The sequence below is a fragment of the Clostridium sp. LXY-7 genome, from assembly GCF_056172015.1.
Genome location: NZ_JBLLJL010000002.1, coordinates 894,676 through 913,331, shown reverse-complemented (window position 1 = coordinate 913,331; position 18,656 = coordinate 894,676). Strand labels below are relative to the sequence as shown.

Here is an 18,656-nt window from a genome sequence, read left to right as displayed (position 1 = left end):
AGTTATGATAGTGAAGAGATTATTATTCTAGTAGTAATTTAATTGACACAAACAAAATATACATAGACTAAGAGTATTGAAGAATGAGGAGAGTTATGAAGAAATTAATAGGATGGGTAATTTTAATAGGATTATCTATTATTTGTATATTGTTTATAAAGGGGAAAAAACAATTAGATAAGGACTATCTTTATATAGATAATGGTAGATTAAATTTAGTCTATAAGGGGATTAGTGGAGCAATAGACTTTCAGGGAGATGGGGAGAATTTATATGTAGCTTTTAAAAATAAAATAGAAGTCATTCCCGATAATGCTAAACAGTATTTGCTTATAAAAGAGAGTAATATAAATATAAGTGATATAGAATTATATGAGAATAAGATATACTTTGTATCGCATAATAAAGTTATGAGCATTGATATTAATAGTAAGGAAATAAGAACCTGTATTGATGGATTGCCAAATTTCGGGGATTATAAGGAGGTGTTAATAAAAGCTCATGGGGGATATTTGTTTATCACTATAGGAGCAGTCACTAATTCAGGTGTGGTGGATGCAGATAATAAATGGATAAGTGAAAAAACTCATGGGCATGATATAGTAGCTGATGACATCATAGTAAATGAAAATAAATCAGGGGAATTTTATAATTATAATGAAGTTAATAAGAATGGAGAAATGATTAAAAAGAGTAATTTAACTAATTCATCATTAGTAATCTATAATATTAAAACAGGAGATTATGAAACCTATGCTTGGGGAATAAGAAATATAACAGGTATAGATATTACCAATGAAGGAAATATCTATACAACAGTCGGCGGCATGGAAAATAGAGGAAGTAGACCTATATATAATGATAGTGATTATATATATGAAATAAAACAGAATCAATGGTATGGTTTCCCAGATTACTCAGGTGGAGATCCTATAAATGCTCCTAGATTCAAAAATGAAAATGGTGAAACTCAAAATTTTCTTATGAAGAAGCACCCAGATAGAAATCCACCTGCTCCTATATATCAACATAGTGATGTAGGAACCTTGAAAAGTTTAATAATAGATAAAGAGGGAATATTTACTGGGAAAAAAAACTGCATGTATTTTTATGATTTAAAGAATAATAATATTCTATATGGAAATGTTGGAGAAGGTCCAAGTGTATTTTTAAAATTAACAGGGAAAAATAAAATTACAGCTATGACAATAAAAAATAATAAATTATATGTTTTAGATGGAGAAAAAGGACACATATATAATGTTGAAAAAAGTAACTTAAGTGGTACCAAAAATAACTCGATAAATTTAAATAGTCTATATATAAGTTTTGCAGTAATTGTGATAACATTTATATTATCTATAATAGTGATAAATATATTTAAAGTGGATAAAGCTAAATAACTTATTTTGAATCGCGGGTGAAATCATATGAAGAAGGTAGAAAAAACTTATAGCAACACCATGAAAAAAGTTATAAATGTTGCTAGCCCTATAAAAAGAAAAATAAAAAGGACGGATTGCTTAGTTCATAAATATATAAACGAACAAGCTATAGAAATTCTTTTAAAAAACAACTATATTGATGAGTATAACTTTTACAAAGAAAATCTTTTAATATTAAATAATGGAGTACAGTGGGCAGATTCTGATTTTAAAAGTGCTAATCATTTTTATCATCATGAAAAGGGCATAGGGTTATATGGATTTTCTAATGCTTATGCAGAGGGAATAAAATATTATAACTCAGCAAAAGTTCATGTAGACAATGGAGAATTAGAAAAAGCACTATTTTTATTGGGGGCTACATGTCATCTAGTTCAAGACACAACAGTACCAGCCCATGCTATGAAAAATTTAAGGAGACATAGACCACTGGAAAGTTTTATAATAGACAAAATAGTCAATGGATATAAGGTTGATTGCTCTGATGATTTAGTAATTTATGATGAACTAAAAGAATTCATAGTAGAGAATACAAAATTTGCTGTAAAAACAGAAATGAGCTTTAGTGGACTTAAAGATAGAAAAGAAAGATTTGACAAAATTTCACAAGTAATTTTATTAAGGGCCTGTAAAACTACTGCAGGATTGCTAATAAATTTTTATAGGAGCACAATAAGTAAAAATGTGTAATATATAATAGCACTAATATGTCATATAATTAGTGCTATTGTTTTTTAAAAAAAAGAATTTATGAGAGGAATTAGAGTGGAGGTGAAGAATAAATAATGGAAAATATTTACAAATGGGGGATTGCAGAAATGGAAAAGATTTTTTTAAGCTTTGAGAAAGAAAAATTTAATGGCAATATATTAGATATAACAAGTGGTAAAGAAGGTGTTATATATAGCCTCTATAAGCAACAAGATGATGATGAGGATGTAGACTATATAGATAGCAATTTGAGAAACAATAGTCTATATGAAGATTATTATGATAGTTGTGTAATGTTTTTTTCATTAAATAGTATAATCACTTCTAGAAAGAAAAAAAGATTATTATTAGATATTAGTAGAGCAATGAAGAAAAATGGATATATTTATATTTGGGATATAGATAAAAAACCATTTTCTATAATATCAAAGGATGTTAGGATAGGGTTACCAGATAAATCTTTTAAAGATATTAAAATAAATTCTTATAATCTATTTACAAATAACACAAAAAATAAAATAATAGATATGTTAACCTCTTATTTTACTATTATTGAAGCTAGAAGTTGTAATGAGGTTTACAGTATTATTTGCAAAAGGAAGGAAGTAAGCATATGAAGGTTATTTTAGTTGGAGTTAATTCTAAGTTTGTTCATAGTAATTTAGCAATAAGGTACTTAAAGGCATATACTGAGGATCTAAATTACACATGTAAAAATATGGAGTTTTCTATAAACGATAGGGTAGAGAGAGTAGTAGAGGAGTTATTACAAGAAAAACCTAATTTCATAGGTTTTTCTTGTTATATATGGAATATAGATTTCATTATACAGTTAGCTAATTTAATAAAATTAGTTAATCCGGATATAGAAATAGCATATGGAGGTCCGGAAGTAACTTATAATCCTAAAGAGTTTTTAAGTACTAATGTTGGAGAATATGTAATAGAGGGCGAGGGAGAAGAAAGCTATAGAGAACTTATTATTAATAAGTTGAAAGAAATTAACAATGGAGAAATTATAGAGAGTATAACGGGAATATATATAAAAAGAAAAAATAATATATCATATGGTGGAAAGCGTTCTTTAATGAATATGAATAATATAATATTTCCCTATGATGAGGATGAAAATTTAGATAATAAGATAGTATACTATGAAGGGTCTAGAGGATGTCCTTTCAATTGCAAATATTGTTTATCATCAACTATACATGGAGTTAGATTTTTAGACATAAATAGAGTAAGGAAGGAATTGAAATTTTTTATAGAGAAAGGGGTTTCATTAGTTAAGTTTGTAGATAGAACTTTTAACTGTAATAAAGTTTTTGCTAATGCCATATGGGAATTTTTAATAGCTGAAGGAGGAGAAACTACCTTTCACTTTGAAATATCTGCAGATCTGCTAAGTATTGAATCTATAGAAATATTAAAAAGAGCTCCAAAGGACATGTTCCAATTTGAGATAGGTGTTCAGAGCACCAATGAAGAAGTTCTAAAAAGCATTAATAGGACTATAAAATTTTCTGATATTAGTAAAAAAGTGAGAGAACTCAATGAGTTAAACAACATAAAGCAGCATTTAGATTTAATAGCAGGACTTCCAGGAGAGAACTATGAATCCTTTAAAAAATCCTTTAATGATGTATATAAAATAGAACCTGAAGAGCTTCAATTAGGATTTTTGAAGTTATTAAAAGGATCACAGATGCGAGATGAAAGTGATAAGTGGGGTATAGTATATTCTCCTTATCCACCTTATGAAGTTTTAAAAACTAAAGATATAACTTATGAGGAATTAATAAGACTAAAGAAAGTAGAACATATGGTAGATAAGTATTTAAATAGCGGTAAATTTAACAACATTCTTAAATTCTTTTTATGTAGCAATGTATTTGCAGAACCCTTTGATTTTTATTATGAACTTTCTAGATTCTTTGAGTGGAAGGGATATTTTGCTAGAAATATTTCATCTAATACCTATTATGAGTTGTTCATGGAATTTAATAAAGAGGTAGTAAAGGGAAATGAGTTAGTGCTACGAGACATAATAAAATATGATTATTTATGTTTTAACAATAAGAGAGGAATTCCAGAATTCATGAAAGAAAATATGGATAAATCTATGGAAAAGAATATTAAAAGCAAGTTACAAGAAGAAAAATATATTGATAACACTTCTCAAGTAGCCATATTCAAATTTATGATAGACATGCAGGAATTTATTAACAATAAAAATGTTGTTAATTGTGAAAACTTTATATTGTTTGATAAAAAACATATAAACAAAAAAATGTTTTTAAAAAGTATAATAAATGATTAAATAATATTACATAATAATAATAATAAGTAAAATTAACAATTTATATTTATAAATTGTTAATTTTATTATAGGGGTCATGTGGACCTTGAATAAAGAGAAAAAACTGATATAATAAAATAATATATAATTTACTAAAGAGTTAAAAAAAATATGTATAAAGGTATTTAATAGCTCTTTATAATAAAATTAGATTTTTGGAAAAGTATAAAATATATAGAAAAATGATTTATGTGTTACAATTAACTTCATTTTGTGGTAAAATATAAGTGAAAATATTGGTGTAATTGATAAAAGGTGGTGAGAATTTGGCGATAGAAGCAATTAATAAAATTCAAATGGCAGAAGAAACTGCAAAGAGAATAATTGAAAAAGCAGTGGAGGAAAGTAAAACTATAGTAAAGAATGCAGAATTAAGAGCACAGAAAGAATACCAAGATATAGTAAATGCAGCTACAGTAAAGAGTAAAGATATAAAAGAAAATGCACTATTAGAGGGACAATCAAAAGTGAAACCTATTTTGAGTGTGGGAGAGGCAGAGATAAATAAGATATTGAATATACCTGAAGAAAAGATTGATTTAGCTGTGAATCTAGTGATTGAAAGGATAGTGAATTTCAATGGCAATAGTTAAGATGAATAAATTTACGCTTTTAGCCTTTGATTTTCAAAGAAACATGTTACTTGAAAACTTGCAAACCTTAGAGAATGTAGAGTTTGTTGATTTTAGTAATGAGGATATAAAAACTTATGGTAAATTAAAAAGACATAGTGCAAGTATTGAAATATCTGAAATCGAAGGTGAGGTTTCAAAGGTTAAATTTGTAATTGAACTTCTAGAAAAATTTAATGATAAACCTAATGCATTAAAAGCTTTGAAAGAAGGTAAAAAACTTTTTACCTATGATGTGTTAGAGAATATTTTTAAAAAATCTAATTGGAAAAGCGTGTATAGTGAATTAAAGAAAGATGATAATGAGATCACAAGGAATAATAATAATATTTCTAAGATTAAAGGAAATGTTGATGAACTAAAACCGTGGATTAAGTTAGATGCATCTATAAGCAACATTAATTCCCTAAATATGGTAAAATCATTTTTAGGGTCAATTCCTAATGCTCTTATTGATAGATTTAAGGAAGAAATAAGTGGTAGTGTTAAGGATTATTATTTAGAAATTATAAGTACTAATGGTAAGGATACAAATTTACTGCTTCTAGTGCAAGAAGAAGATGTAGTTTCTGCGGAACAGATTTTAAAGGGAAATAGCTTTACAAGAGCAAACATAACTTGTGATGATGTGCCAGCAAAGGTTATAGATGGTTATGAAGAAGAAATATCTGCTTTGAAAAAGGCAAATGAAGAAATAGTTAAAGGTATAAAAGACCTAATTAATAATTTAGAGGAGTTCAAGTTAATATATGAATATTTTACTAATAAGTTATTAAGACTCAAATCTTCAGAGAACTTCTTAAACAGTGACAACATAATGGTTATTGAAGGATATTACCCTAGTGAAGTACATGATAGTTTTGCTAAAATAGTCAATTCTACTTTGAAGGAAAATTATTATTTAGAATCAGAAGAGGCACAAGGGGATGATATACCTGTTAAATTAAGAAATAATACAGTATTTGAAGCCTTTGAACCAATTACAGCTATGTATAGTGTTCCTAAGTACAGGGAGATAGATCCTACACCTCTGTTTGCACCATTCTATATACTATTTTTTGGAATGATGCTATCAGATGCAGGTTATGGAGTTGTCATGTTTATAGGTACACTTATAGCATTAAAATCCTTTAATTTAGATGAGAGCATGAGGAAAACTGTAAAGATGTTCTTTTTCTTAAGTATATCAACTGTCCTATGGGGAGCACTTTATGGAAGTTATTTTGGAGAAGAGCTAATCCCAGCAATTTGGATGAAACCAGATGCGAATGTTAGTTTACTTATGATTGTTTCTGTAGCCATGGGGCTAGTGCAAATATATGTTGGTCTTGGAATTAAGGCATATATGCTTGTAAGAGATGGAGATCCTATGGGAGCAGTGTGGGATTCAGGGCTCTGGTATATTACTTTGACAGGTTCTATTTTATGGGTATTATCAGCCTTTGGGTTATCCCTGCCAAATATAGTGATAACTATTGCAAAGATAATGACATTATCAGGAATGGTGCTTATTGTTGCGACACATGGTAGGAATGAAAAATCCATAGGAGCTAAACTTGGAACTGGATTTTACTCACTTTATGGAATTACATCCTATGTTGGAGATTTAGTTTCTTATACTAGACTAGCTGCACTTGGTTTAGCGACTGGATTCATTAGTTATGCATTTAATGTAATGACTGATATGGTATCTTCATCACTACTTACTCTTATATTTGGAGCTCTAATATTTATTGTAGGTCACACATTCAATTTATTTATAAACGCATTAGGGTCCTATGTGCATACAAGCAGACTGCAATATTTAGAGTACTTTGGAAAGTTTTATGAAGGTGGAGGAAAGGCATTTGCGCCTTTGAAATACAATTCACAATATTTTAAAATAGTAAAGGTTAAAAATGAGGAGGAATAATTTATGTTAGAGTTTGTATTAAATCAAAGTGGAATAATTTTAGGTGCCATAGGAGTTGTATTAGCAGTTGTATTACCAGGTATTGGTTCAGCTAGAGGTGTTGGAATGGTTGGAGAAGCAGCAACAGGACTGTTAGCAGAGGAACCAGAAAAATTTGGTAAAGTTCTTATTCTTCAATTATTACCAGGTACTCAAGGACTTTATGGTTTTGTTATTGGACTTTTAGTTTCCTTACAATTAGCGGCAGGCATGTCACTAGCTAATGGTGGATACTTATTTATGGCTTGCTTACCAATAGCGTTTACTGGATGGAAATCAGCAATTTCTCAAGCTAGAACAGCTACAGCAGGAATACAAATATTAGCTAAGAGACCTGAACACAATACTAAAGCTATCATATTAGCAGTTATGGTTGAGACTTATGCACTATTAGGTTTTGTTATGTCTCTACTACTAGTAATGAATGCTAACTTTTAATTAAGGAAGTGAATTATATGTCTAACCTAGATAACATGACTTCTAAGATTATAAAGGATGCAAAAGTTAAGGCAGAGGAAATATTAAACGAAGCTAGGAATAAAGAATCAGTTCTTGTAAAGAAGAAAACTGAGACAGCAGAAGAGGCTTCACAAGTAATCTTAGATAGTGCAAATTTAGAAGCAAAAACTATTATAGATAGAATACTATCAAAAACTGAATTAGAAATGAGAAATAAAAAATTAAAATCTAAGCAAGATATTATAACTAAAGTATTTAATTTAGCACAGCAAAGACTTAATAATATGAAGTTAGAAGATTTTAGAGAATTTATAACTAATGCTATTCTATCCCTAGATATAGAGGGAGATGAAGAGATATTAATAAGCAGTAAAGATAGAGCTAAATTACCAGCAAATTTTCTTGAAGAGTTAAACAGTAGTTTAAAGGCTATAGGGAAAAGTGGAACGATGGTCTATGGACAAAGGAAAATAGATATAGAAGGTGGATTTATCTTAAGTAAAAACGGCATAGAAATCAACAATTCTTTTAATTCATTAGTAGAATCTTTAAGAGAAGAACTCGAATATGAGGTTAGTAGAATATTATTTGAAGATAACTAAGGAGGTATGCATATGGACAGAATGGATTTTAACCATGCTGTGGCTCGTTTAAGAGTTATGGAAAAAAGACTCCTTGACAAAGTAAGAATTGAAAGATTAATTGATAGTGAAACTCCACAAGAAGCTCTTAAAATATTACAAGAAACCGCTTATGGAGAAAGCATTAGCAATACAAAATCTGTTCATGAATACGAAAAATTTCTTAAGGAAGAATTAAGAAATTTATACAAGAACATGTATATAATATCTCCTGAAAAGTCAGTAGTTAATATTATGACTTTAAAATATGATTATCACAATATTAAGGTTTTAATAAAAGAAAAGTTTTTAGACAAAGACTTTTCTTTTATGATAATACCATGTGGAACTATACCAATAGATGTTCTAAAGGTAAGTGTGACAACTGGTGATTTAAAAGCTCTTAATAGTATAATGGGTGAAGGTATCTTAAGGGCTGAGGATGAATTTAATAAGTCTAAGGACTCTCAAGTTATAGATATTATACTTGATAAGTACATGTTTGAGGATATGTTTAATAGAGCATCAGAAATGAATATTGATTTTATATCACAATATGTTAAGCAGTCAATTGATATAACAAATATAAAAACTATGTTAAGAGTTAAAAAACAAAAAAAAGATCCTAAATTTTTAGAAACTGTGCTATTGAAAGGCGGAACCATTGAGGAAAATATTCTTTTATACGGATTAAATGATACGCTAGAAGCATTCATAGCTAATATTTCTAAAACTGCTTATTCAGAAGTATTATCTTCAATATTGGAAGAATATTCCAATAAAGAAGATATTTCAGCACTTGATAGACTTTTTGATGATTATATAATGAATCATGCTAAAGAAATAAAAAGAATTAATTTTGGACCAGAGCCTATAATTGCATATATACTCGCTAGAGAAACAGAGATAAAAGTAATCAGAATTATAATAGTAGGAAAAATAAATAATGTACCTGCAGATATTATAAGGGGAAGGGTGCGTGAATTATATGTATAAGGTAGGAGTAGTAGGCGACAAGGACTCCATATTAGCATTTAAGGCACTGGGAATTGATGTTTATCCTGTGGTAGATAGTGAGGAAGCAAGGAAAACAGTTGATAAAATGGCCTTTGAGAACTATGCTGTAATATTTTTGACAGAACAGCTAGCTCAGCATTTGGGAGAAACTATTGAAAGATATAATAGGAAGATGATACCAGCCATAATCTTAATACCTAGTAATCAAGGTACATTAAATATTGGAAAACAAAGAATAAATGATAATGTTGAGAAAGCTGTAGGTGTTAACATCTTATAGAAAGGTAGGTAAGAAACTTGAAGAGTGGTACAATTGTTAAAGTATCGGGTCCATTAGTTGTAGCTATGGACATGGATGAAGCTAATATATATGATGTTGTAAAAGTTGGAGAAAAAGGCCTTATTGGAGAAATCATAGAGATGAGAGGGGATAAGGCATCAATACAGGTTTACGAAGAAACATCAGGTATAGGACCAGGAGACCCAGTGGTTACTACTGGAGAACCACTAAGCATAGAATTAGGACCAGGATTAATAGAAGCAATGTTTGATGGAATACAAAGACCTCTTAATGCATTGAGAGAAGCATCAAATTCATCCTTTTTAAAGAAAGGTATTTCTGTTAAATCATTAAATAGGAATAAAAGATGGGAGTTCAAACCTACAGTGGAAGTAGGAAGTGAAGTAGTAGCAGGGGATGTTATAGGTACAGTTCAAGAGACCGCAGTAGTGCTTCACAAAATAATGATTCCTTATGGTGTTAATGGTAAAATCAAAGAAATTAAATCAGGAGAATTTACTATAGAAGAAGTTGTTGCTATAGTAGAGACTGAGAATGGTGATAAAGAACTTACTATGCTACAAAAGTGGCCAGCAAGAAAAGGAAGACCATTTAAGACTAAATTAAAGCCTATTGAGCCTATGACTACAGGCCAAAGAGTTATTGACACATTTTTCCCTGTGGCAAAAGGGGGAGCTGCTGCAGTACCAGGACCTTTCGGAGCTGGGAAAACTGTAGTTCAACACCAGATTGCTAAATGGGGAGATACTGAAATAGTGGTTTATGTTGGTTGTGGAGAGCGTGGAAACGAAATGACAGATGTTCTTAACGAGTTCCCTGAATTAAAAGATCCGAAAACGGGTGAAAGCTTAATGAAGAGAACAGTGCTTATAGCCAATACATCTAATATGCCAGTTGCAGCTAGAGAAGCTTGTATATATACAGGTATAACTATTGCAGAATATTTCAGAGACATGGGATATTCAGTTTCAATCATGGCTGATTCTACATCAAGATGGGCAGAAGCACTAAGAGAGATGTCAGGAAGACTTGAGGAGATGCCAGGAGATGAAGGATATCCAGCATATTTAGGGTCTAGACTAGCAGACTACTATGAAAGAGCAGGAAAAGTTATATGTTTAGGTAAGGATGGTAGAGAGGGTGCAGTTACAGCAATTGGAGCAGTATCTCCACCAGGGGGAGACTTATCAGAACCAGTTACTCAATCTACTTTAAGAATTGTTAAAGTTTTCTGGGGACTTGATGCTCAACTTGCATATAAAAGACACTTTCCATCAATTAACTGGTTAAACTCTTATTCATTATACCTAGATAGTATGGGACAATGGATGGATGAAGAAGTTGCATCTGACTGGTCCTCTTTGAGAATGGAAGCAATGACATTATTACAAGAGGAATCAAGTTTAGAAGAAATAGTTAGACTTGTAGGTATAGATGCTTTATCTGAAAGAGATAGATTAAAATTAGAAGTATCAAAATCAATAAGAGAAGATTATCTTCAACAAAATGCTTTCCATGATGTTGATACATATGCTTCCTTAGATAAACAATACAGAATGTTAAAGCTAATTTTATTATTTAGGAAAGAAGCTGAAAAAGCTTTAGAAGCTGGAGTATACTTAGATAAAATATTATCCTTAAAAGTTAGAGATAAAATCGCAAGAAGTAAGTATATACCTGAAAAAGATATCAATACTATGGATGATATCGCTGATGAATTAAGAGCTGAAACTGATAAGTTAATCAGTGAAGGAGGGGTTCTCTAAATGCTTAAGGAGTATAGAACAGTAACAGAGGTTGTGGGTCCTTTAATGGTAGTTGAGGGCGTTGCAGGAGTTAAATATGATGAATTGGTTGAAGTTGAACTTCAAACAGGGGAAAAGAGAAGAGGTAAGGTTTTAGAGGTTAATGGATCAAGAGCTATGGTTCAGCTTTTCGAAGGTTCTTCTGGCATAAATTTAAAGGGAACAAAGGCTAAGTTTTTAGGAAGACCTCTTGAACTTGGAGTGTCTGAGGATATGTTAGGAAGAGTTTTTGATGGTATGGGTAAACCAGCAGATGATGGTCCTAACATTATACCAGAAAAAAGATTAGACATAAATGGAGAGGCGATAAATCCGGTTTCTAGAGATTATCCATCAGAGTTTATTCAGACAGGAATATCAGCTATCGATGGGCTTAACACCTTAGTTAGGGGACAAAAATTACCTGTGTTCTCAGGTTCAGGTCTCCCTCATGCTCAATTGGCAGCCCAAATTGCAAGACAAGCGAAAGTTTTGAATTCCGATTCTAAGTTTGCAGTTGTTTTTGCAGCTATAGGTATTACCTTCGAAGAAGCTCAATTCTTCGTAGATGAATTTAAAAAGACTGGTGCTATAGATAAATCAGTTCTATTTATGAACTTAGCATCTGACCCAGCAATAGAAAGAATAGCTACACCAAGAATGGCATTAACTACAGCTGAGTATTTAGCTTATGAAATAGGAATGCACGTTCTTGTTATAATGACAGATATTACAAACTATGCAGAGGCCTTAAGAGAAGTATCTGCTGCTAGAAAAGAGGTTCCTGGAAGACGTGGATATCCAGGATACCTATATACGGACCTTTCAACGTTATATGAAAGAGCAGGTAGATTAAAAGGAAAAGAAGGTTCCATCACTCAAATACCAATATTAACTATGCCAGAGGATGATAAGACTCATCCGATTCCAGACTTAACTGGATATATTACAGAGGGTCAAATAATACTTTCAAGAGAATTATATCAAAAGGGAATTATGCCTCCTATAGATGTGTTACCATCACTATCAAGACTTAAGGATAAAGGTATAGGTAAAGGTAAGACAAGAGAAGATCATGCAGATACCATGAATCAATTATTCTCAGCATATGCACAAGGTAAGCAAGCAAAAGAATTATCAGCTATATTAGGGGAATCAGCTCTTTCAGATACTGATAAGAAATTTGCTAAGTTTGCTGAAGCTTTTGAGAATCAATACGTTTCACAAGGCTTTAATGCTAATAGAACCATAGAAGAAACATTGGCATTAGGATGGAAACTACTTGAAATTCTTCCAAGAACAGAGCTTAAGAGAATAAGAGATGAATACCTTGAGAAGTATATGTCAAAGGGAGATGAAGAGTAGAATATGGCAAGATTAAATGTCAATCCTACTAGAATGGAACTTTCGAAGCTAAAAAAAAGGTTGGTAACAGCAACTAGAGGGCATAAGTTATTAAAAGATAAACAAGATGAGCTTATGAGAAGATTTATTGAACTTGTAAAATATAACAATAAATTGAGAGGAGAAGTAGAAGATAAGCTTCAAGGAGCCTTTAAAGACTTCTTAATGGCGTCAGCTGCAATTTCTCCAGAGTTTCTAGAAGAGGCTATATGCTTTCCAAAGGAAAATATCTCTGTAGAGCTGTCTCAAAAAAATGTTATGAGTGTTAATGTACCTGTAATGAATTTTGTGAGGAAGCTAGAAAGTGATCCTGGAAGTATATATCCTTATGGATTCTATAGCACTTCCTCAGAATTGGATAAATCCATAGAGCAACTCTATTCTATACTTCCTAAATTATTAGAATTAGCTGAGGTAGAGAAATCTTGTCAATTGATGGCTGATGAAATTGAAAAGACGAGAAGAAGGGTTAATGCACTTGAATATATGACAATTCCGCAGTTACAAGAAACTATAAAATATATAAGAATGAAGCTAGATGAAAATGAGAGAGGTGCATTGACAAGACTTATGAAAGTTAAGTCTATGTTAGAGCAAAAAGCTTAGTTTTCTGAAATAAGAGTGTTAAGATACAAATAAAAGTATTTTAACACTCTTATAATTTTGTATAGAATTTTGTATAGTGCATAAACTAATGCTAAAATATGATTAGGAGAGATACTTATGGAGAAGACAAAGGAAGAATTATATGGAATTGCAAAACAGATGCTCATAGATGGCGAAGATTGGAATAAAATAATGGATGAAACTAATTTGAGGCTTAAGGATTTAAAAAGAATTGAAAAAAATGATATAACTCCAAAGATGAATAGTTTGATAAAATGATAGAAAATTCTACTGTGATTAAAATTACAGTAGAATTTTTGTCTTAAAAGGGATGAAAATTTTCTGTGAATATGGTTTAATAGAAATATATTTGATTTTGGAGGGAGATTTTTAAATGGCAGTTAGAAAAATTGTTCAATTTGGAGATGAACATTTAGATAAAGTTTGTGAACCAATAACAGAAGTAAATGATGAAATAAGAAATTTAATTCAAGATTTAAAAGATACCTTAGCTACAGTAGAAGGTGTTGGTTTAGCAGCACCACAGATAGCTGTAAATAAAAGGATTGTATATATAGACTTAAGAATGGGAGACGATCCAATTATACTTATAAATCCTAGGATTGTAGAAGCCTCTAAAGAAACTATAAAGGACTATGAGGGATGCTTAAGTTATGTAGATCATGAAGGGCTTGTTGAAAGGCCAGTAAGAGTAGTAGTAGAGGCTCTAAATGAAGAGGGCAAAGGTGTTAGATATGAGGCTCAGGATTTTATGGCAAGATGTTTTTGTCATGAAATAGATCATTTAGAAGGAATAATGTATATGTCTAAAGCAGAAGAAATGTATGAATTAGTAGAGGAATAGTAAAAAGCCAAGAACTTTATATGAAATTGGAGTTCTTGGCAATTTATTAAGATTCTATATTTGCATTGTTAAAATCTCTTATTAGATTTTTAGGTATTTTTTGAATTATTAATACAACTAGTAAGCAAGTAAGAGTTTTATCAACAATGTTACTAGCTATTCTAGGGAAAAAGGCAGAGGCAAAGATACTGTTTCCAACTTGAGTCATCCAAGCAATTAATAAATCAGCACCACTGCCACTAAGACCACCGAATAGTAAAATGGAAATTGGAGTGCCGATAAGAGGGCAAAGTATTGATAAAATCAATCCACATATAATAGCTTGTTTAAAGTTAAATTTATACTTTTTTGATACAAATCCTATTAAAATACCTACAGCAATATTTACTAATGCAAAAGGAATATTAGTTGGACTTGAAATAACTCCTAAAACTAAATTTGTAGTTCCACCGATAATTGCACCATATAATGGTCCAAATAAAGCAGCACCTAAAACAGTACCTACAGTATCAAGAAATAATAATGGAATTTGAATTATTCCCATAATTAGACCCAATACAATATTTATTACTATACAAAGTGCACTAAATGTAAGTTGTTTTGTTTTCAATAGAATCACTCCTCATCATATAATTTCATCTAAATTATAATTAACCATAGTGACTCTTGTACAATAGTAGTTTCAAATACTGAAAATGGTATTTATAGAAATTTACAATAGAAACTTTACTTAACTTAGTTTTGATATAATCAAATTGACAAGAATAATTTCATCTAAATTTGTAATTATAGAGTAGTTGTGTTTTTAATGTGTTTTTAATTGATAAATCTTCACTTTAATATGGTGTTTTTGGTAATATAGGTATAATATAAATATGTTATATTTTATATTATTAAGTAAATAGATGGAGGGATTAAGCAAATGAAAGTAACTGAATTAAAAAAAGATGTTTACTGGGTTGGAGTATTTAACCCAGAATTAAGAGTGTTTGACATAATTATGGAAACTAAAAGGGGAACCACATATAATTCATACCTTATAAATGATGATAAAGTAGCAATTATAGATAGTGTAAAGGATGGATACTTTGAGGAGTATATAACTAACATTAAATCTATAATAGGAGATAAAAAGGTAGATTATATAGTTGTACAACATACAGAGCTTGACCATAGTGGTTCGTTAAAGGATTTATTAGAAGCATATCCAGAGGCAACAGTAGTAGCATCTAAAGCTGCTATTAAATATTTAGGAGGAATTTTAAATAGAGAATTTAACAGTATGCCAGCAGATGGAGAACTATCTTTAGGAAGTAAAACATTAAAATTTATTTCAGCTCCTAACTTACATTGGCCTGATACCATATTTACTTATGAAATAGAAGATAAGATATTATTTACTTGTGATGTTATGGGATGCCATTATTCTCCTGTTAATTGCATTACTGATCAATGTTCAGGTGATTATGAAGATGAAATGAAATACTATTATGATGTAATTATGAGCCCTTTTAAAAGGTTTGTTAATATGGCTCTAGATAAAATAGAGAATATTGAAAAAAGCATAGTAGCGCCAAGTCATGGACCTATCCATATAGATGACATTGAGAGATATATAAATCTGTATAGACAATGGGCAAAAGACGAACCTATTTTAGAAAAGAACATACAAATATTTTATATTTCCGCCTATGGAAATACAGAAGCCATGGCTAAATACTTAAGAGATAAGATTAATGAAAAAGGAATAAAAGCTGAAGCTTATGAAATTACTGAAAATGATTTAGGTAAACTTGTAGAGTTAGTAGATAAAGCTAGTGGAATATTAGTGGGTTCACCTACAATAAATCAAGATGCTGTGGAGCCAGCTTGGAATTTATTAGCTCATGTTAGTGCTATAGTAAATAGAGGTAAAATAGCAGGAGCCTTTGGATCTTTTGGATGGAGTGGAGAAGGTGTTCCAATGATGACTTCTAGACTTAAGGATTTAAAATTTAAGGTGGTAGATGAAGGATTAAAATTTAACTTTGTTCCAAGTGAAGAAGAGCTTAAAAAAGCAGATAAATTTATAGAAAATTTTCTAGATTTAATGAAATAAAAATAAAAGATAATTAGTGGGAATTTCCATCCCACTAATTATCTTTATAAATATTTACTAATATGTTCTAACAGGTCAAGTGAAACTTGTAAAGTTTCATTTGAGTTATCTAATTTACTATTGAGCTCAACAAAATCCATAGATTTAACAAGTCTTGTATTTAATAGAACTTTTAAAATCTCTTTGCTCTCTTCTAGATTTAAGCCTTTAGGTACAGGTGTTCCAGTACCAGGAGCATAAGAAGGATCTAAGGAATCTATATCATAGCTTAAATGAACTGCATCTACTTTATTTGTACATAATGTAGCCTTGATTTCCTCTAATATATTATGTATACCACGATTTTTTACATCTTCAGTAGTATAGACATTAAGATCTAGATCATGGATTAGTTTTAATTCTCCTGCATCTAAATCTCTAGCACCAATAATAAAAACATTTTCTTTTTTTATTTTAGTACCAGGAAAATATAAATTTGTTAATGATTCATGTCCTATACCCATAAGTGCAGATAGAGGCATACCATGAACATTTCCACTAGGAGATGTAAGGTGAGTATTAATGTCACCATGTGCATCAATCCAAACAATGGCCAAATTATCATAAAATTTGCTAACTCCTGAGGCAGAACCGGTAGCAAGAGCATGGTCACCACCAATTATTAATGGAAATGAACCAGATAATAAACTACAATATACACTATGAGCTAGATTATTGGTTACATCTAGAATTTCATTTATATATTTCATATTCTCATGATGAGCAAATTTTTTATCCTCAGATACTTGTTCAACATGTAAATTTCCCATATCATAAACTTCATGATTATATTTTTTTAAAATATCGATCATACCATTATTTCTTAATTCATCAGGGGTAAGATGCACTCCACTTTTATCACATCCATAAAAAAGTGGTACACCAATCAAATTTATTTTCATTTAATAATCCTCCTTTGGAAATCAATTAGACAAATTATTATATAATGAGAATAAAAATAATACAATAACTTTCAAAAATAATGCAGGATATTTTTAATTTATAATGATATTATTATTAAAATTAAAGGAGATAATAATAATATATCGAATTTATTATATGTATTAAAATAAGTAATATACATTGGAGGAATGAACTTGAACAGAAAAAACATTATAAACTTTATTGTAGAAAATGGATTAGATGATATTGAAGAAATAAAGAAAGACCAGGAGACTTTAATATTAAAATTTAAATATATTTTTGATGACCTAGAGATGGAAGGCGCAGAAGAATATGCAGAGGATGAGTGTGGAGACATAGATAGTCCTGAATATAATGAAGAATATTTTATACCATATTTAAATGATATGGCTATGGATAACGTCAAGGACATAATAGATGAAATCAGTGAAGATAATGATTTGAATTATGAACTTCTATCTTATGAATTAACAGAAGACCAATATGAATATATGGACTTTTTAGTTGTATTTTATACCGGAGATCTTAGTCTATCCATAGATGAGTTAATATTAGAGATGTAATTTAGATAGAAATCAGAGAACAACAACAAAGAAAATCTATATAATAGCTACTATTATTAAAAGGGTTTAGAAATATATTAGATGAATATATAGGACTTCAATTTATTATCATTACTAAATAATATTTAGTTTAGAATTACAACATAATTAACTTAAAAAGATAAAAAGGGATTATCATTTAATTAGGCTCCCTTTTTATTATGTGGAGATAATTTTTGATATTGAACTATATACTCATCTAGTTGTTGAGAACAAAATACTACTAAGTTGTCCGTAGGTTTTTTAAAAGTTAGCAATATGTGTAAAAGCATTTTGAATGATTTAATTTTTTGATTTAAAACCCTGATTTTTAGTAACATAATTTTCAACTCCTATCCAATGATTATACATTAATTTTATCAGAGATAAATTTAAATGTTAAACATAATCGGTAGCCAAATTGGTTTAAAATTTTACAAAATATTGCAGTTTATAAGACGTTTATAAAAAGAACAACATGTAAAAAAATACCATTTATCTCAAACTATGATAATATGGTAAATAAGACTATTTATTGAGGCAATATTTGAGGAAAAATGTAAGTGAATTATAGGGTTTATTTAAGCTATGATTAAATAAATGATGAAATCACAACAAAAAACACCAAATACAGAAAGAGTGATAAAATGAACATAGATATGATGTCAATAGAAGAAGTAATAGAGAAAATTAATTTTTTATATAAAAAGAGTCAAGAAGAAGGACTTACAGATTCAGAAAAAGAAGAACAAAGATTACTTAGAGAAAGATATATAAATAACGTTAAAAAGAATTTTAAGACACAATTACAAGGGATAAAAAAGGTAGATAAAAAGAAAATGAGTTAATAGCTAGTTTAT

Annotated in this window: 21 protein-coding genes; 18 read left to right on the top strand and 3 right to left on the bottom strand. The window is 29.9% G+C overall.

The genetic code is table 11. From position 1 onward, the window contains the following. Positions 1 to 95: 95 nt before the first annotated feature. The 15 genes from ACI48Q_RS11445 to def all read left to right on the top strand — a co-directional run bounded on the left by ACI48Q_RS11445 (position 96) and on the right by def (position 14,154). On the top strand, positions 96 to 1,403 hold the full coding sequence (locus ACI48Q_RS11445) for a hypothetical protein (protein ID WP_474919209.1): 1,308 nt from the start codon (positions 96 to 98) through the stop codon (positions 1,401 to 1,403). A gap of 27 nt (positions 1,404 to 1,430) precedes the next feature. Continuing rightward, positions 1,431 to 2,135, top strand: coding sequence for a zinc dependent phospholipase C family protein (locus ACI48Q_RS11440; RefSeq protein WP_474919208.1), 705 nt, complete (start codon positions 1,431 to 1,433; stop codon positions 2,133 to 2,135). Positions 2,136 to 2,263: 128 nt separating this feature from the next. Continuing rightward, the gene (locus ACI48Q_RS11435; protein ID WP_474919207.1) at positions 2,264 to 2,773 is read left to right on the top strand and encodes a hypothetical protein; all 510 of its coding nucleotides are present in this window, start codon (positions 2,264 to 2,266) and stop codon (positions 2,771 to 2,773) included. Then, positions 2,770 to 4,476: a B12-binding domain-containing radical SAM protein gene (locus tag ACI48Q_RS11430; RefSeq protein WP_474919206.1), complete on the top strand. Its 1,707-nt coding sequence runs from the start codon at positions 2,770 to 2,772 to the stop codon at positions 4,474 to 4,476. The genes ACI48Q_RS11435 and ACI48Q_RS11430 overlap by 4 nt, the downstream gene beginning before the upstream one ends. Positions 4,477 to 4,781: 305 nt before the next feature. Then, positions 4,782 to 5,108 carry an ATPase gene (locus tag ACI48Q_RS11425; RefSeq protein ID WP_474919205.1) on the top strand — a complete coding sequence of 109 codons (327 nt, stop codon included), beginning with the start codon at positions 4,782 to 4,784 and terminating at the stop codon, positions 5,106 to 5,108. Continuing rightward, positions 5,095 to 7,059 carry a V-type ATP synthase subunit I gene (locus tag ACI48Q_RS11420; protein ID WP_474919204.1) on the top strand — a complete coding sequence of 655 codons (1,965 nt, stop codon included), beginning with the start codon at positions 5,095 to 5,097 and terminating at the stop codon, positions 7,057 to 7,059. Before ACI48Q_RS11425 ends, ACI48Q_RS11420 begins: the two co-directional genes overlap by 14 nt. 3 nt (positions 7,060 to 7,062) lie before the next feature. Further along, positions 7,063 to 7,536 carry a V-type ATP synthase subunit K gene (locus ACI48Q_RS11415; protein ID WP_474919203.1) on the top strand — a complete coding sequence of 158 codons (474 nt, stop codon included), beginning with the start codon at positions 7,063 to 7,065 and terminating at the stop codon, positions 7,534 to 7,536. Between the two features lie 17 nt (positions 7,537 to 7,553). After that, on the top strand, positions 7,554 to 8,159 hold the full coding sequence (locus ACI48Q_RS11410; protein WP_474919202.1) for a V-type ATP synthase subunit E: 606 nt from the start codon (positions 7,554 to 7,556) through the stop codon (positions 8,157 to 8,159). 12 nt (positions 8,160 to 8,171) lie between these two features. Next, positions 8,172 to 9,173 (top strand): V-type ATP synthase subunit C, encoded by a 1,002-nt coding sequence (locus tag ACI48Q_RS11405; protein ID WP_474919201.1) that lies wholly within the window; start codon positions 8,172 to 8,174, stop codon positions 9,171 to 9,173. After that, positions 9,166 to 9,474, top strand: coding sequence for a V-type ATP synthase subunit F (locus ACI48Q_RS11400; protein ID WP_474919526.1), 309 nt, complete (start codon positions 9,166 to 9,168; stop codon positions 9,472 to 9,474). Before ACI48Q_RS11405 ends, ACI48Q_RS11400 begins: the two co-directional genes overlap by 8 nt. 17 nt (positions 9,475 to 9,491) lie before the next feature. Next, a complete protein-coding gene (locus ACI48Q_RS11395; RefSeq protein WP_474919200.1) occupies positions 9,492 to 11,261 on the top strand; it encodes a V-type ATP synthase subunit A in 1,770 nt (589 codons plus the stop codon). Next, positions 11,262 to 12,644, top strand: a complete 1,383-nt coding sequence (locus tag ACI48Q_RS11390) for a V-type ATP synthase subunit B (protein ID WP_474919199.1) — start codon at positions 11,262 to 11,264, stop codon at positions 12,642 to 12,644. A gap of 3 nt (positions 12,645 to 12,647) precedes the next feature. Then, the gene (locus tag ACI48Q_RS11385) at positions 12,648 to 13,289 is read left to right on the top strand and encodes a V-type ATP synthase subunit D (protein ID WP_474919198.1); all 642 of its coding nucleotides are present in this window, start codon (positions 12,648 to 12,650) and stop codon (positions 13,287 to 13,289) included. Between the two features lie 117 nt (positions 13,290 to 13,406). Beyond that, the gene (locus ACI48Q_RS11380; RefSeq protein ID WP_474919197.1) at positions 13,407 to 13,568 is read left to right on the top strand and encodes a hypothetical protein; all 162 of its coding nucleotides are present in this window, start codon (positions 13,407 to 13,409) and stop codon (positions 13,566 to 13,568) included. 115 nt (positions 13,569 to 13,683) lie between these two features. After that, positions 13,684 to 14,154, top strand: a complete 471-nt coding sequence (gene def, locus ACI48Q_RS11375) for a peptide deformylase (RefSeq protein WP_474919196.1) — start codon at positions 13,684 to 13,686, stop codon at positions 14,152 to 14,154. Between the two features lie 46 nt (positions 14,155 to 14,200). On the opposite strand, the gene ACI48Q_RS11370 is transcribed toward def, so the two are convergent. Continuing rightward, on the bottom strand, positions 14,201 to 14,764 hold the full coding sequence (locus ACI48Q_RS11370) for a CD3073 family putative ECF transporter S component (protein ID WP_474919195.1): 564 nt from the start codon (positions 14,762 to 14,764) through the stop codon (positions 14,201 to 14,203). A gap of 312 nt (positions 14,765 to 15,076) precedes the next feature. On the opposite strand from ACI48Q_RS11370, the gene ACI48Q_RS11365 reads away from it, so the two are divergent. Then, positions 15,077 to 16,252 carry an FprA family A-type flavoprotein gene (locus ACI48Q_RS11365; RefSeq protein ID WP_474919194.1) on the top strand — a complete coding sequence of 392 codons (1,176 nt, stop codon included), beginning with the start codon at positions 15,077 to 15,079 and terminating at the stop codon, positions 16,250 to 16,252. 44 nt (positions 16,253 to 16,296) lie between these two features. On the opposite strand, the gene rocF is transcribed toward ACI48Q_RS11365, so the two are convergent. Beyond that, positions 16,297 to 17,193, bottom strand: coding sequence for an arginase (gene rocF, locus ACI48Q_RS11360; protein WP_474919193.1), 897 nt, complete (start codon positions 17,191 to 17,193; stop codon positions 16,297 to 16,299). A 195-nt stretch (positions 17,194 to 17,388) separates the two neighbouring features. Between rocF and ACI48Q_RS11355 the strand changes: the two genes are divergently transcribed. Continuing rightward, positions 17,389 to 17,778: a hypothetical protein gene (locus tag ACI48Q_RS11355; RefSeq protein ID WP_474919192.1), complete on the top strand. Its 390-nt coding sequence runs from the start codon at positions 17,389 to 17,391 to the stop codon at positions 17,776 to 17,778. A gap of 182 nt (positions 17,779 to 17,960) precedes the next feature. Here the strand turns inward: ACI48Q_RS11355 and ACI48Q_RS11350 are convergent, their stop codons facing one another. After that, positions 17,961 to 18,137: an aspartyl-phosphate phosphatase Spo0E family protein gene (locus ACI48Q_RS11350; protein WP_474919191.1), complete on the bottom strand. Its 177-nt coding sequence runs from the start codon at positions 18,135 to 18,137 to the stop codon at positions 17,961 to 17,963. A 306-nt stretch (positions 18,138 to 18,443) separates the two neighbouring features. Between ACI48Q_RS11350 and ACI48Q_RS11345 the strand changes: the two genes are divergently transcribed. Further along, complete coding sequence (locus tag ACI48Q_RS11345) at positions 18,444 to 18,644, top strand: DUF896 domain-containing protein (protein ID WP_474919190.1); 201 nt, start codon at positions 18,444 to 18,446, stop codon at positions 18,642 to 18,644. Positions 18,645 to 18,656 lie beyond the last annotated feature (12 nt).

Bases quoted from the DNA above. Each gene is read 5' to 3' on its own strand.
- ACI48Q_RS11445 (WP_474919209.1), top strand. From the start codon at position 96: ATGAAGAAATTAATAGGATGGGTAATTTTAATAGGATTATCTATTATT.
- ACI48Q_RS11440 (WP_474919208.1), top strand. From the start codon at position 1,431: ATGAAGAAGGTAGAAAAAACTTATAGCAACACCATGAAAAAAGTTATA.
- ACI48Q_RS11435 (WP_474919207.1), top strand. From the start codon at position 2,264: ATGGAAAAGATTTTTTTAAGCTTTGAGAAAGAAAAATTTAATGGCAAT.
- ACI48Q_RS11430 (WP_474919206.1), top strand. From the start codon at position 2,770: ATGAAGGTTATTTTAGTTGGAGTTAATTCTAAGTTTGTTCATAGTAAT.
- ACI48Q_RS11420 (WP_474919204.1), top strand. From the start codon at position 5,095: ATGGCAATAGTTAAGATGAATAAATTTACGCTTTTAGCCTTTGATTTT.
- ACI48Q_RS11415 (WP_474919203.1), top strand. From the start codon at position 7,063: ATGTTAGAGTTTGTATTAAATCAAAGTGGAATAATTTTAGGTGCCATA.
- ACI48Q_RS11410 (WP_474919202.1), top strand. From the start codon at position 7,554: ATGTCTAACCTAGATAACATGACTTCTAAGATTATAAAGGATGCAAAA.
- ACI48Q_RS11405 (WP_474919201.1), top strand. From the start codon at position 8,172: ATGGACAGAATGGATTTTAACCATGCTGTGGCTCGTTTAAGAGTTATG.
- ACI48Q_RS11400 (WP_474919526.1), top strand. From the start codon at position 9,166: ATGTATAAGGTAGGAGTAGTAGGCGACAAGGACTCCATATTAGCATTT.
- ACI48Q_RS11390 (WP_474919199.1), top strand. From the start codon at position 11,262: ATGCTTAAGGAGTATAGAACAGTAACAGAGGTTGTGGGTCCTTTAATG.
- ACI48Q_RS11385 (WP_474919198.1), top strand. From the start codon at position 12,648: ATGGCAAGATTAAATGTCAATCCTACTAGAATGGAACTTTCGAAGCTA.
- ACI48Q_RS11380 (WP_474919197.1), top strand. From the start codon at position 13,407: ATGGAGAAGACAAAGGAAGAATTATATGGAATTGCAAAACAGATGCTC.
- def (WP_474919196.1), top strand. From the start codon at position 13,684: ATGGCAGTTAGAAAAATTGTTCAATTTGGAGATGAACATTTAGATAAA.
- ACI48Q_RS11365 (WP_474919194.1), top strand. From the start codon at position 15,077: ATGAAAGTAACTGAATTAAAAAAAGATGTTTACTGGGTTGGAGTATTT.
- rocF (WP_474919193.1), bottom strand. From the start codon at position 17,193: ATGAAAATAAATTTGATTGGTGTACCACTTTTTTATGGATGTGATAAA.
- ACI48Q_RS11350 (WP_474919191.1), bottom strand. From the start codon at position 18,137: ATGTTACTAAAAATCAGGGTTTTAAATCAAAAAATTAAATCATTCAAA.
- ACI48Q_RS11345 (WP_474919190.1), top strand. From the start codon at position 18,444: ATGAACATAGATATGATGTCAATAGAAGAAGTAATAGAGAAAATTAAT.